General features: G+C 39.8%; 11 protein-coding genes. 4 read left to right on the top strand and 7 right to left on the bottom strand.

What is annotated here, in order from left to right; translation table 11 throughout:
- Nucleotides 1-22: 22 nt before the first annotated feature.
- A complete protein-coding gene (gene metE, locus H5187_RS14225; RefSeq protein WP_182794598.1) occupies nt 23-2,296 on the bottom strand; it encodes a 5-methyltetrahydropteroyltriglutamate--homocysteine S-methyltransferase in 2,274 nt (757 codons plus the stop codon).
- A gap of 289 nt (nt 2,297-2,585) precedes the next feature.
- On the opposite strand from metE, the gene H5187_RS14220 reads away from it, so the two are divergent.
- Nucleotides 2,586-3,473, top strand: a complete 888-nt coding sequence (locus H5187_RS14220) for a LysR family transcriptional regulator (RefSeq protein ID WP_182718425.1) — start codon at nt 2,586-2,588, stop codon at nt 3,471-3,473.
- 52 nt (nt 3,474-3,525) lie between these two features.
- Nucleotides 3,526-4,290: an ElyC/SanA/YdcF family protein gene (locus H5187_RS14215; protein ID WP_182718426.1), complete on the top strand. Its 765-nt coding sequence runs from the start codon at nt 3,526-3,528 to the stop codon at nt 4,288-4,290.
- Nucleotides 4,291-4,324: 34 nt separating this feature from the next.
- On the opposite strand, the gene H5187_RS14210 is transcribed toward H5187_RS14215, so the two are convergent.
- Complete coding sequence (locus tag H5187_RS14210; RefSeq protein WP_182718427.1) at nt 4,325-5,077, bottom strand: Nif3-like dinuclear metal center hexameric protein; 753 nt, start codon at nt 5,075-5,077, stop codon at nt 4,325-4,327.
- Nucleotides 5,078-5,227: 150 nt separating this feature from the next.
- On the opposite strand from H5187_RS14210, the gene H5187_RS14205 reads away from it, so the two are divergent.
- The gene (locus H5187_RS14205; protein ID WP_182739946.1) at nt 5,228-5,593 is read left to right on the top strand and encodes a hypothetical protein; all 366 of its coding nucleotides are present in this window, start codon (nt 5,228-5,230) and stop codon (nt 5,591-5,593) included.
- 33 nt (nt 5,594-5,626) lie between these two features.
- Here H5187_RS14205 and H5187_RS14200 read toward each other — a convergent pair whose 3' ends face one another.
- A complete protein-coding gene (locus tag H5187_RS14200; RefSeq protein ID WP_182739945.1) occupies nt 5,627-6,100 on the bottom strand; it encodes an HPP family protein in 474 nt (157 codons plus the stop codon).
- A 99-nt stretch (nt 6,101-6,199) separates the two neighbouring features.
- Between H5187_RS14200 and H5187_RS14195 the strand changes: the two genes are divergently transcribed.
- Entirely contained in the window at nt 6,200-6,781 is a 582-nt protein-coding gene (locus tag H5187_RS14195; RefSeq protein WP_182761282.1) for a TetR/AcrR family transcriptional regulator, read from the top strand.
- Nucleotides 6,782-6,827: 46 nt separating this feature from the next.
- Here the strand turns inward: H5187_RS14195 and H5187_RS14190 are convergent, their stop codons facing one another.
- From H5187_RS14190 to H5187_RS14175, 4 genes are all read right to left on the bottom strand, one after another.
- The gene (locus tag H5187_RS14190) at nt 6,828-10,010 is read right to left on the bottom strand and encodes an amidohydrolase family protein (protein ID WP_182797972.1); all 3,183 of its coding nucleotides are present in this window, start codon (nt 10,008-10,010) and stop codon (nt 6,828-6,830) included.
- Between the two features lie 106 nt (nt 10,011-10,116).
- Nucleotides 10,117-10,941, bottom strand: a complete 825-nt coding sequence (locus H5187_RS14185) for a M90 family metallopeptidase (RefSeq protein ID WP_149982835.1) — start codon at nt 10,939-10,941, stop codon at nt 10,117-10,119.
- Nucleotides 10,942-11,082: 141 nt separating this feature from the next.
- Complete coding sequence (locus H5187_RS14180) at nt 11,083-12,315, bottom strand: M23 family metallopeptidase (RefSeq protein WP_182794596.1); 1,233 nt, start codon at nt 12,313-12,315, stop codon at nt 11,083-11,085.
- Between the two features lie 436 nt (nt 12,316-12,751).
- Nucleotides 12,752-14,689: a hypothetical protein gene (locus H5187_RS14175; protein WP_182794595.1), complete on the bottom strand. Its 1,938-nt coding sequence runs from the start codon at nt 14,687-14,689 to the stop codon at nt 12,752-12,754.
- Between the last annotated feature and the right edge of the window lie 219 nt (nt 14,690-14,908).

Here is a 14,908-nt window from a genome sequence, read left to right as displayed (position 1 = left end):
CTTTACATCGTAGGGGATGTTCTTACTGCAGCTCCTCACGCAGCTCTTTGGTTGCTTTAACCATATTATCAAGAGCTTGTCGCGTTTCTTGCCAACCACGGGTTTTCAAACCACAGTCCGGGTTTACCCATAAACGCGCAACCGGTATTTTTCGTGCGGCTTTATGGATCAACGTTTTCATCCATGCAATATCCGGTACATTCGGAGTGTGAATATCATATACACCTGGACCAATATCATTTGGATAATCAAAATTCTCAAATGCTTCAAGTAGTTCCATGTTAGAACGTGAGGTTTCAATGGTGATCACATCGGCATCCATATCTGCAATCGCGGCAATAATACCGTTAAATTCGGCGTAACACATGTGAGTATGAATTTGTGTTTCATCTTTCACACCGCTTGCTGAGACCCTAAATGCATACGCTGCCCATTCTAAATATGCTTGCCATTGGCTACATTTAAGCGGCATACCTTCACGAAATGCAGGTTCATCAATTTGAATAATATCAATACCGGCATTTTGTAAATCGACCACTTCATCACGTAACGCAAGTGCAATTTGATTAGCGATGGTGGGTTTGTCTAAATCATCACGAATGAATGACCAAAACAGAATAGTTACAGGACCTGTTAGCATGCCTTTCATTTTCTTACTCGTCAGCGACTGTGCGTATTTTGTCCACTGAACCGTCATCGCTTTTTCACGTGATACATCCCCCCAAATTACAGGTGGTTTTACACATCGCGAGCCGTAGCTTTGCACCCAACCAAACTGGGTAAAAGCAAAGCCTTCTAATAGTTCAGCAAAGTATTCAACCATGTCATTACGCTCCGCTTCGCCGTGCACTAACACATCTAAATCAAGCGCCTCTTGCTCTTCAACAGCGTAGCGAATTTCTGCTTTCATTTGCCTTTGATAATCATCCGCAGATAATTCACCGGCTTTATAATCACGGCGTGCTTGACGAATTACTTGAGTTTGTGGAAATGATCCTATCGTGGTGGTCGGCAGTAGCGGTAAATTAAGTGCTGCATGTTGTTTTTCAATACGTTGAGCAAATGCATGATTACGCTTACCGTCTTTTGCGGTGAGTGCAGTTACACGCTGTTGTACAGCTGTATTATTTACACGAGTAGAGGTTAAGCGTGCTTTAATAGGTGCTGAATAAGCAACGAGCTCACTGATATCATTGCTTTCAAGCGCGGCTTTTAATAATGACAGCTCTTGGCCTTTTTGTTTTGCAAATGCAAGCCATGAACAAAGTTCATCATCGAGCTTTTCTTCTTGCTCTAAATCAACCGGTGTATGCAGTAAAGAACAAGATGGGGCAAGCCATAGATTATCACCGCGCTTTAGCGCAATGTCTTTTATGCTATTAAATACAGCCTCTAAATCAGTACGCCAAATATTACGGCCATTTACTACGCCTAATGATAAAACTTGATCTGTACTTAATAATATATCTAGTTTTGCAACATCAACATTTGTTGCAACACAATCAAAATGTACGCCATCAACAGGGTAACCTGCAATATCATCAAAGTAGGCAGTGACTGAGTCAAAATAACTAGCAAGTAACAACTTCACGCCTTGACCTGCAAGTGCACGAAAGCTTGTTTTTAATGCCTCTTGATAATCTTCAGTCAGCTCTAAACCTAATATAGGCTCATCAACCTGTACCCATTCAATCCCTTGCTGCGCTAATTTAGCGAACACGTGTTGATAAACAGCTAATAGTTTTTCAAGTAAGCTAAGTTTATCAAACTCCTCACCAGCACATTTTGCTAAGTAAAGATAAGTGACGGGGCCGACCAATACTACTTTTGCATTGTGCCCCAATGCTTGTGCTTGAGTAACTTGCTCGAATAACTCAGTGCAAGTTAGTTGAAACTGCTGATCATGAGTTAGCTCTGGAACTATGTAATGATAATTAGTATTAAACCACTTTGTCATTTCGCTTGCTGCACATGAACAACCGCTTGGTGCACGACCACGCCCAATACGAAATAATGTATCAAGATCAATGCTACCATCCGCTTTTTGATGACGCTTGGGCACTGCGCCAATCAATAAAGAGGTAGATAACACATGGTCATACCAAGCAAAGTCACCTACCGGTAATAAATCAATCCCAGCATCTGCTTGAAGAGCCCAATTTTCTGCCCGGATCGTCTTACCTTGATCAAGCAACTGCTCTTGGCTGATTTTACCAGCCCAGTATGATTCTACTGCAAATTTTAGTTCACGCTTTCTACCTATGCGAGGAAAACCTAAGTTATGTAATTGTGCCATGTTGAAATTCCCTTCCAGCTGTTTAGATAGCTAAAACCATAAACCTATACCTGACATCAAACAATTGATGCTTCCTCAGTTTCAACTTGAGGTAAATTCATGGAAATGATTTTTTGCAAACTCAAAAAACACAATGACATCGCTGTCAAATATGATGCTATAGTAGACTTGTAAATTTCACGTAAAAAAACGGGGTTTATAGCCATCTAGACGTTGATGCATCTTAATTTAAGGCGTATTATGGCTGTAATCTGAGTTAAACTCACCTTTACCATGAGAATTATTAAAGATGATTGATGTAAAACACTTAAAGACCATCGCAACCTTGAAAGAAACCGGTTCTTTGGTAAATACTGCGCGCGAATTATTTTTGACTCAATCCGCTTTATCTCATCAAATCAAAGATTTAGAAAACAAGCTTGATTGCCAACTATTTGAACGTAAAACTCAACCGGTGCGCTTTACCCCACAAGGTATGCTATTACTTGAACTTGCCAGCGAAGTACTCCCGCGTGTTGAAGCAACCAAATGCCGTTTAAAAGAAAGTCTTAATCAACCAATTTCACAATTACGACTCAGTGTTGAATGCCATGCTTGTTTTCATTGGTTATTACCAACAATTAAAGAATTCAATAACTTTTGGCCTGATATCAAAGTTGATTATGAGCGCGGCTTTAGTTATGACGCTATTCCTGAGCTGCTCAGTGATGAATTAGATTTAGTACTCACTTCAGACATTCGTGAACCAGATAAACTTGAATACGCACATTTATTTGATTTTAAGCTTAAATTAATTGTTGCCCCAGATCATGAACTAGCGAAAAAAGCCTATGTAACGGCGCTTGATTTGAAAAACGAGACGATTATTTCATACCCTATTCCACGAGAGCGTCAGGATATCTTCAAACATTTTATTCAAAATGCACGTTTTGATGGCACCTTGAAAACCGTAGATCAGGGCTTGCTCATTTTTCAGCTTGTCAGTGCCGGAATGGGGGTTGCAGCATTACCGGATTGGTTAGTAACACCATATGAAAGCCAAGGACTCATTAAGTCGATTCCATTAGGCGCGCTGGGATTAACCCGTCCAATGTATTTAGCCATGAAAAAGAATATGAAAGATAACCCAGTGTATCGCCACTTTTTAAATACCTGTAAGTTAAATAACGGTCGATAAAATAGGTTTAACCCAGTAGCATACAGAAAACCCCTTTATGTGTGCTACTGTGATGTTTGAACTGAAAAAAATCCTCGGTGCAATGCTAATGCCATTGCCTCTGTTTGCTCTACTGTGCTTTGTTTGCTTATTAATCGCACTGCGTACCAAGAAAGTCAGCATATTTATTGGTTTAATCGCAATTACCAGTTTATTGCTGATCAGTACCCCTTTTATTGGTCAAAAAATAATTGCTCCAAATTCACAGTTAAAGTATGTTTTTGATACAAATAAACAGCCGATACTCGATAAAATAGTGGTACTTGGTTGTGATATAAATCCTAACCCAAAACTTAACGCCAATAGCCAACTTGGTAATTGTGCTAAAAGCCGCCTAATCGAAGGTATGCGCTTAGCATATGTGTACCCACAAGCTCAACTTATTGTTTCAGGTGGCGGTTACAATAAAGTGACCAACAGTAGTTTGATGCAACAAACCGCGATAAGTTTAGGTATTGATGCGCAGCGTATTAAACAAAATCCTACGGCTATGGATACCGCCGATGAAGCACGGCTTTTAGCACCTGCTCTAGTTGATTTTAAAGTTGCACTGGTAACTTCGGCAAGTCACATGGCACGAGCAAAAGATCTATTTAATAGCCAAGGCGTTGATGTTATTCCAGCCGCCACTGACTTTCATGACTTTAGCGAATGGCCTACCCATAAACAGTATATTCCAAGTGCTGATGTGCTATTAGCGGTGACCCGTGATTGGCATGAAAGAATAGGCATGTTTTTGATAAGTGTGCGCCGCTGGATTGATCCAGAAGCGCTTTAAGGTCTAACTCACTTAAAGTGAATTAGCTGGCAACTCAAACTGGGTTGTCTATATCAATGAAGGTTACATCAAAACCATGTTGCTCAGCCAATAACTCACCGAGCGCTTTTATGCCATAGCGTTCGGTGGCGTGATGGCCTGCGGCAAAAAAATCGATCTTTTGCTCACGCGAACTGTGAATGGTCTGCTCTGAAGCCTCGCCTGTTAAATAGGCATCAATCCCCTGGCTAGCAGCCAAATCAATATAACCTTGACCACCTCCAGTACACCAAGCGATGGTCTCAATTAGCTCATCACGTACTAGACTCACTAAAGGTTCACGAGCAAGCACTGTTAATATTTTTTGTGCAAATTGCTCACCACTCATTGGGATTTTTAAACGCCCTTTGACTGCGACACTATTTGCTACAGGCTCCAAACCATCGAGTATTTCTAAATCAAGTAGCTGTGCTAATTGCGCGTTATTACCGATTGATGGATGCACATCAAGAGGTAAATGATAGGCAAATAAATTGATATCATGATTAAGTAACGCAGCTATGCGACGCTTTTTCATACCGGTAATAGGTTGCGCTTCACCTTTCCAGAAATAACCATGATGAACTAATATTGTGTCTGCGCCATGCGCAATTGCAGCATCGATTAATGCTTGACTGGCAGTGACACCTGTAACAATTTTTTTTATCTGTTCACGTCCTTCGACTTGTAGCCCATTTGGGCAAAAGTCTTGAATAGAATCAGGTCTTAAAATGGTATTTAGTAATTGGTTAAATTCTCTGCGCTGCATTTTTTTATTCCAGATTAGCGTTAAATTTTGTGCAAATTTTGGCGTTTATAGGGCTAAAATGGAAGGAAAATCGCAAAAAATTGAAAAGTAAGTCAAAAATAGGTATAAATAAATATTCTCAATCTGTGTTTACAACGTATAGGGCCTCTGATGAGCAAACTAGACAAAACAGAAGTATTAAATGCCTTTGAAGCAGCATACCAAGCAGCCAATGGTAAGAAACCTGAAATCACCAGCAAACCTGGTTGGTACAGCATCGACGGCGGCAAAAACTTGCGCCTTGCAGAAGTTGCTGAATTAACAGAGCAGCTAACTTCAGGCGATACGTCTGCACAACCTGCAGCACCTGCTAAGAAAACTAAAACTAAATCAGCAGTGCCAGCTAAAGCAGCTGTTAAAAAAGCACCATTTACTATAACAACAGCTAATGAAGAAGGTTACACTGCCGAAGAGTTTTGGATTGTGTACCTAGCTAAAAAAGATCACGATTGCCGCTTACCTCGCGGTGTTGTGTAATAACTTTAGACTCGTAGCATAAAAAAACCGCTTTTAAGCGGTTTTTTTATGGCCAACAACGTTGAGTTTTGTATTCAACCACCCTGATATATACCCACAGATAACAATAAACACGGTACCAACAAGAACTGGCATAATCAAAAAGTCCCAACTTTGACCACTGACCATAATTAAAATAGGGTTGGCCCCTGCTGCAGGATGTATGGTGTTAGTCAACATCATTGCGGTCACAGCTAATCCAGTCGCAATAGCAATACTGATCGGATCCACGCCTATAAAACTAATAAAAGCCAAACCTATCACGGCAGTGATGAAATGCCCTACAATAACATTTTTTGCTTTTGCTAAAGGGCTTTTTGGTACACCAAACACCAGCACCGCAGTTGCGCCAAATGGTGCCATAAGCCATACACCATAATTCCCTAAACTTTCTAAATATGCTAATACCGAAAGTGTCAGTGCAGAAAAGATACCCGCGATAACGGCTTTGTAAAATACATCATTCATTAATATTACTTCCTTTAGAGGTAGACCGACTTGTCTACATTTAGATGATAGACAAGTCGGTCTACTTATGTCAAGCTTACTTTTTGACTAGGAGCAACCATGGATAAACGTACCCAGATAATTAATACCGCACTCAGTGCGTTCTATCAAAGAGGGATCCATGCGGTAGGCATTAATGAAATACTTAAAGAAGCAGGTGTTGCAAAAAAAACGCTTTATAATCATTTCGTCAGTAAAGATGAGTTGATCTGTGCGTGTTTAGAGCTCAGAGATCAGCGCTTTAATCAGTGGTTGTATGAACAATTAGAAAACTGCAATACCCCCTTCGAAGTGGCTAATGCACTTTTTAGCGCACTCTCCGCTTGGATAGATAATAAAGTCTCTGAGCTTGGACCTTTTAATGGCTGTTTTTTTATTAATACCGCAGCGGAGTTTCCACACAGCGAGCACCCTATCGCGATGCTTTGCAAAGCACACAAAGAATCAGTTTTACAATTATTGTTCGATAAACTCTCACACACAGAACAACTTAAAGGTCAGTTAGAAAAAACCATACAGTTAGCACAATTATTAATGACCTTAAAAGAAGGTATGATCTGTCAAGCTAGAGTGACGCACTCCAGTAATACACTAATGCAAGACCCAGTATTATTACGCCAACTTATAGCAAGTAGCATATAAAAAAAGCGGCTGTTCAGCCGCTTTTGATTGGTTATAACACTAATAATTACTTATCTTCAAAGTACAATTTGTCGCGTGCTTTTTTGCCAACTTCATTCATAGTCGCGGCATCAAATAACCGACCGTTGATCATCGTATAATCAACTTTATCTGTATCACGAATATTAGTCAGTGGATTACCATCAATCACCATTAAGTCAGCAAGTTTACCGACTTCCAATGAGCCGATATTCTGATCAAGGCCGATGTACTTGGCCGGATCAAGCGTCGCCGCACGAATAGCTTCCAGTGGACTCATACCACCTTGAGCAAACATCCAAATCTCCCAGTGCGCTGCAAGGCCTTCGCGCTGACCATGTGCACCTAGATTCACTAAAACACCTAAATCTTGTAGCTCTTTTGCTACCCGTGCATTGTTAAAGTGATTATAGTGATGATCGGGTGCTTTAACACGGCGCATTGAACGTGGTAATAATTGGTTTTTTGGCACAAATTTACTTAAGCGCGGGTGATTCCACACATCAGTCTTATCATACCAATAGTTTTCTCCCCAGATGCCGCCATATGCCACACCAAGTGTTGGCGTGTAGCCTACATCACTTTGTGACCAAAGCTGCTTGATATCATCATAAATATTCGCCACGGGAATTGAGTGCTCAATGCCCGTATGACCATCAACCACCATCGTTAAATTATGCTGTAATAATGAACCACCTTCTGGCACCACCATCATTTCAAGCTCTCGGCCAGCTTCAATTACTTGTTGGCGTTGTTCACGTCGTGGTTGGTTGTATGATTTAACACTAAACGCGCCAACTTTCTTTAATCGCTCTAAGTGAAATTTAGCATCATCTAACGAATCAATGTGTGATGTATAACCTGGCATATTGGCACCATATAAAATAGTACCGGTTGAGAAAATACGTGGGCCTACAATAGTCCCCGCTTTTTGCATTTCGCTGGCTGTAAAAATCTCTGTTGTATCGTTTGATGGATCGTGAATTGTCGTGACGCCTAACGATAGGCCCGCTAAGTTTTTCCAATTTTGCTCAGGAATGATCTCATCGCTGCCTTGTGAACCATGCGCATGCGCATCAACAATTCCTGGCATAATTGTTTTGCCAGATACATCAATTACCTGTGCGCCTTTTGGAATGTTAATATCAACAGCTGTACCAACGGCTTTAATATGTTTACCATCGGTTAATAGTATACCATTTTCAATGACTTGCTCGCCTTTCATGGTAATAATACGTGCGCCCGTTAAAGCTATCATGCCTTTTGGTTCAGCCATTTTGCTACTAAAGCCAATGTTATCGCCACTTTTTACTTTAAAGTCAGCGTCATCCGCTTTATTGATATCAAATAAACCTGCCAAACTTGCATGATAAAGCTCTGGGCCTAGCGTCCAATACAGTTTATCGCTGCTGGCGCTCCAGCTGATATTCTCACCGGCACGAACAGATAACTGCTCAATCGGAAATTGGCTGTCTTTAGGACCAATATTAATGGTTTTACCACTTTGCACTAATGGCGTAACAAACACTTTAAAACGTTCAGCAAAAGCGAGGTACTTGCCATCAGGCGATACTCTAAACTCAGTAGCATGCTCTGACTCATAAAGCTTAGTGATTTTTTTCGAATCAAGTTCAACCACACTTAGCGTTGGCTTAGGCCATGGGCTCATCACAAAAACTCGATCATTAGCTGATGCAAACTGCGGCTGATAACCACTTTTAGAAATTAACTCAGCTTTCCCGCCTTTGCTACTCACTGCATAAATACCCGGATGCAGTGACCAATCAGGGTTTAAAATGCTGCCTCCTGAGGCTTTACGGTACACTACCGTTTTGCCATCAGGACTAAATGTTGGCTCAACATATTTACCTGGCTCTGTGGTAATATCATCACCGCGACCACTACGCGCAGAGACAACTCGAACAGCCCCCTGTTCGTTATCATCCCAGGTTACATAGACTATTTTTTTACCATCACGGGAAAACTGCGGGAACAACTCAAAGTGGTCATTTTGTTCAGTTAAACGCTTTATTTTTCCTGACTCTAAATCGCGTTTATAAATATGTCCTAGCGCTTCAAAAATTGCTGTTTCACCATCCGGCGAAATCTGTACATTACGCAACATTTTTACAGCAAATTCATCGCTATCAATATTTTGTGTAAAACGCACTGCTTGTTGAATTTTCTTACTGGTTTTAACTTCAAATGGTACGGTTTCTACATCGCCATCTTGCACATCAAGTTTATGAATAGTACCGCCAGCCCAAAATACCAGTTGGTTATTATCTGGTGTCCATGCAATGGTTGGATACACGCCATGAATAGCCCAAGTCTCTTGCATATCACGTTCAAGCTTGTCATATAGCTTAGTATGCTTACCGCTGGTTAAGTCATATAGGTAGAGGCTAGTTTGAAAATCATCTCGTTTAATATACGCAAGCTTCTTACCGTCTGGCGACGGGGTTGGTCTAATCGCGCCGCCCATACCATCAATAATCGTTTCTATCTCACCCGTTTCGCGATCATAGCGTTTGATTTTATAAATGCCAGCAACCGAATCTTTTGAATAATGAAAGGTTTTACCCGGTGTGGCATCATGTGAAAAGTACACATAACGGCCATCCGGTGAGAACATCGGCTCACCTAAATCTTTTTGATCATTCTCACGTTTAGTGAGTTGTACACCTTTGCCACCCGCTTTATGATAAAGCCATACTTCACCTGCGCCTAATGAACGGCTCGCTGTAAAATGCTTACGAGCAACAATATAGTCGCCGTCGGGACTCCATGCGGGGCTGTTCAATAAGCGAAACGTTTCATCGGTTACCGCCGTTTGATTTTCACCGTTTAAATCCATCAACCAGATATTATCACCGCCACCTTGATCAGAGGTAAACGCAATATGTTTACCATCAGGACTAAAACGCGGTTGCATTTGCCATGCGATATCAGAGGTCAGTTGAGTGGCAGTGCCACCAGCCATCGGCATAGTGTAAATATCGCCCAGCAAATCAAACACAATGGTTTTGCCATCAGGACTGACATCGATATTCATCCAAGTGCCTTGAGAGACACTAATATTAGCATCAACAAATTGCCCTTGTGGCGCATCCACTTGCCATTTTTTGTCATCATTATCTTGTGCCTGAGCCTGACCATATAGCGCCAGTGACACAGCTACAGCCATTGCTGTATGAAGCATTTGTTTCATCGCCTTCTCGCTTATTTTTATTGCGGTTTTCATCTTATAAACATGATTGCAACAAAAACGGCAGCAAGTTACCAGCGATATCTGATAAAGCGTCGTTATTTGGCGGTTAATGCCATTTTATTGGATCAAACTGATAATAGCCGACCAATAAACTGTATATTTCAGGATCATAATGGCGCAGCTCACTGGGCTTTTCGAGAAAAGTTTCGGTGATCACGGCAAAAAATTCGGCTTCATTAGTTGCACCATAACTATGAATAACATGCGGCATATTATACGCAACATGAGTTTTTAACTGATTATAAGCGCGGCTAAAAACACGCCCCCACTGTTTATAATCTGCCTCTTTAGCTAATATAGGCGTGCCTGTGGTTTTACCTGTTTCTTGATCAAGTTGGTGAGCAAATTCATGAAACACTAAATTATGTCCGTCACTGGGTAAACGATTCCCTTCAAGCACATCGTGCCAGCTTAGAACTAAAGTCCCTCCAGGCCATGACTCGCCTTGACGAACAGTATTATGATAGCTTACTAATCCGGCACTATCACGAGATGTCTGCGGCGCGTAATAGGCACTTGGGTACAGCAAAATTTCTTTCACATTTTGATAAAGTGGCCATGGTTTATTAAGCACCAACACACATGCATCCGCAGCAATTATTAACTTCATACTCTCGTTTAGAATTAAACCATCACAACCAATAAAGCGTTTTTCATTTAGAAACCAGACAATATGACGCTCTAATTTTTCCCGATCAGCATCCGTCATTTTTTGATAGATAGGCATATACCGTAACAATAATGTTTTTTGCTTTTCATCTAAACGATAATCTTGATACTTTTTTTGCCACAAGCGGTTTTGAATAACCGGCCAACGCCAATAAACAACTACAAACGCAATCAGCGCAAATATTAATAATCCATTTACCATTACGAGGTCCTATCAACAGGTGTAGCTTATTAATATGTCCTGTGAGGATAAAATTCAATCATCTAGCCTAGCAACAGCTAAAAAACCGCCCATAACTATGTTAAAGGCGGTCAACTATATTATTACGTAAAATCAATTATATTAACGATATAAACGGTCCCATGCACAAGTACGGTAACCATTACGCTCAAAGTAGAAACGATTACAATTGTCATCGTAGTTGCTATTGCCGACATCAATACGATGACCACTAATATATTGATTATGTAATGACACCTGCTGGCCGTTATACAACAAAGTAAAATGCACGTGAGGACCTGATGATTGTCCCCCTTCACATAGTGCTTGGTTATAATTGTTCGCATAACGACCGAGCCATGCACCTGGCTGCACAAAATCACCGCTACTATACTGCAGATTAGACATATGATAATAGTTGGTTGAATATCCACTCGAATGCGTTACGCGGATATTACATGACGAAAAACGTGTGATAGTACCGCCATGCGCCGCTTGAACATATGGTGTATTTGCGCCCCAACCACCAGAGCCATCATTAAAATCAAGCGATGAATATGGATAACCAGAGCCAGTATTAGAGTGAGCCCCACCGCTGTACCAATAATAACCTGATGACCATGGTAAGTTCATTGAAAAACTAGCCGCGGCAAACTGCTGATTGCTACTTTGTAGTGCACTTTTAGAGGATCTTTGTAACTGAGCGCGACTATCAGGGAATAGAAGCTCAAACGTCGCTAAAAAGCCGGTTAGATCGCTCTTAGCGTAATTAACATTATCTTTGCTTAATACTTGTTTTTTAAGAACACTGACCAATGCTACTGTCGCTGCAGTACTGCTGTTGGTATTGACTCTATTGGTGATTTCCTCGCCCGCATACTTTGATGTTTCCGGGGTGGCTTGGCTATCTTGCCACTGTTTATATGCATAAAAACGTTGACTTAACATCATTACCACATCTTCTAGCTGGGCATCAAAACCGTGTTCGTCCGATAAACCTGCAAAAGCATTATTAATATCTGCGTCAGGATCAGAAAGTAAGCCACTTTGCAGCTCAATCAACGCTAAGATAACTTTAGGGTTGATACTTGTATAACCTGCCCAGTGCAAAACACGCTCTTTTTTATCTTCCAGTACAGGCGCATGCAGTGCAAAGAAATTATCCCAATCTTCACGCAACAAGTCATTATTGAACACAAACTGAGTATCGTCCACAGCCACCAAGGAGGTTAACTTAAGTGACTCAATGGACTGTGCAGTAAAGTTAAAATCATTATGCTTATGGCCTTGTGCAAACAACGCTGGCGACACACCTAAAACACCTGCTAAAGCTACATATATCATCTTACTTTTCATCTTTTGTTCCTTCTGTTCACATCAAAAAGACCCCAAAGTGGGAACAAAAGGTATAGCATCAAATTCAACTAAATGTTAATAAAATGTTTTAATATATGTATTAGTATATATTATATACTCGAAAAGCAATGGCCTGTAGCGTGTTTATCTACCAAAAAAACATACACCCATATTGTCAACAAACCAAGCTTCTAGGCGATTTAAATATATAACCTCAAAATTGAATTTGGGATCATCTTAATTATCAATACACAAGTCCATCGTATAGCACTCTTTGTTAATGACACTTACGAGTTTATCTGACCCCAGAATAGTCAATATCTAATAACAGGAAATATATCTGTCGAATACATTATTAACTCAGTGAGACCCCCCTTTTAAGGAAGATAAAAAAGGGAGAGAGTACAAAACTCCCCCCCGTAGAAACAGCTAACCTTTAAAGCACAGGTAAGGTAATTTTGCCTGTAACAATTTCAGAACTGCCTTTTACAGCATACTCATAACCAAAAGTAACATTATTTTTACTGCTTAATTGATTGTCATCAAGATTTTCTATTTGATAAGTATTATTTGATAACTTATACCACTGACGATCAGGAAGGCTTGTGTAGAAATCAACAGAGTAGTCATCAATTAAAATAGTTTCATTAACAGCAACTGAAACTGTATTAATCTCGCTAATATTTATGTTGCCATCAGATACAATTGTGCTCTCAATTAGTGCAGGATTTACTTTTCCATTGGCTGTATAGCCTAGCAAATTAACTTTAAAATGACTTAAGGTTGCTATTGATGCTGGTAAGTAAAGACTACCATTGTTTGATTTACGCTTAAAACCAACATCTTCATTAGCTGTATTCTTAAGTACTATAGTTTTGCCGTCAGTTAATCCGTTATTATTATCCCAACGCAATTGATTGATATCAAAAGGAGATTGATCTGCAATACGAAATGAGCTTGCGGCTGAGATATTCACGACTTCACCTGTAGACTTCACACTGACTTTTTCAATGTTATACTCATAATGGCCGCCGACAAGAGGAGCGGCTGGTGACAGAGTAACAAATGTATCGTTATATTTAAGCGATGAGGTAAAAGGAACAGAAACGTCATTAAACGAAATTTGCGTTACGCCTTGTGCAATAAAATCGTTTTCATCATCAGTACCTTTAACAACCGTTATTTGACGTTTCTTAATTAATGACGCAGCACTATCAACTAACTCAATAGGCGCTTCCATAAACATATAGAAGTTTTGAGATGTTTCATCTGCTATGGCACTAACAACTCGCGGCCTAGAGGAAAACGACGATACTCTTGGCTTTATTACTAGTGATAAAACACCATCGTCTAGTTCATAAAAACGATTTAAATTATTAAAGCTTGAGTTAGTAACTGACACCCCACCATTTGTAGCATAAAGATTTACTTCACCTGTATCATAGCGATTACCTGAACTATCTACGAAACTAGGTAAAAGTAGTTTCATCTTTGAACTACCATTATATTCAAAAATATACTCTTTACTATCAGCATCGAAAGTTGCTGGCGTTCCTTTAGTAAGATTTTTTAATGAAACAAAGTTCAAATTATCAAATGTATTACCAAGTTCATTAATTACTGAAACACGGACTTCAAACTTTGCGTTTTCAGCTGTTTTAGAAACATACAAAGTATTTCCGTTGGTTAACTCGCTTATATTAATTTGGCTAATACTGTCTGACTGATTGTTATAACTAAAATCATCAACAGCATCATTGTCAACATCAAGGTCCATTAATAGCAGATCAGTAAAACCGGCTACTTTAGCAATAGAGTACATACCAGTATCTGCATTATAGGTAGAACGAATAAAATGTTCATTACGATTCGAAAATTCATTGTACATATTAAATGCAGTGGAAATACTGTAACTAAATTCAAGCCCTGCTACAGGTGTATTTTCACCATTAAGCAGTACTTCAAACTGCACAGTTTCAGCACTTGAAACTTCTAAACTTCCCAATTGAGCTATACCGTAATTCGTTTTACCGTAAAAAGCACGCTCCTGAAAAGAACCATCAGCACTGGAGACAAGCAGAACAAAGTCAGAGTTTTTTGGAAGCTCATTTAATTCAAATAAACCGTTTGAAACAGCGACAGGCTCGCTCCAGTCATTACCAATTTTAATTGATACTTGGGCATTATTAACAGACTCACCTGTTAATAAGTGTTTAACTGATCCAGTTAAAGTTACACTTTTTAGCTCAGCTTGAGCATCAGTATTATTTTCAATAGCAGCTACGATATCGTCATTATTATCTTCAACTTCTAGGCAACCAGAAAGGAAAAAACTAGATGAAATAGCAAGTGCAATAGCAGATTTTCTTAACATTTAAACTCCATGTATTTATTATTTTTACCCAGATTGGGCTCATGTGAAGTATACCGAAGTACTTGCTTATAACGCAACAATACAATCCCAAATCAGGGGCTTAAGTATCTGAACATAAGATGAATTGTCTATTTATCCCCCACAACCAACTGGATTGTTTGTTTTTATAGCAATTAATGTATAAAATCGACTGTCCATTTAATATAGAAAATAACATTA

The sequence above is a fragment of the Pseudoalteromonas sp. SG44-1 genome, assembly GCF_014164315.1.
Taxonomy (GTDB): Bacteria; Pseudomonadota; Gammaproteobacteria; order Enterobacterales; family Alteromonadaceae; genus Pseudoalteromonas; species Pseudoalteromonas rhizosphaerae.
This window is presented reverse-complemented; position numbering and strand designations above follow the sequence as displayed.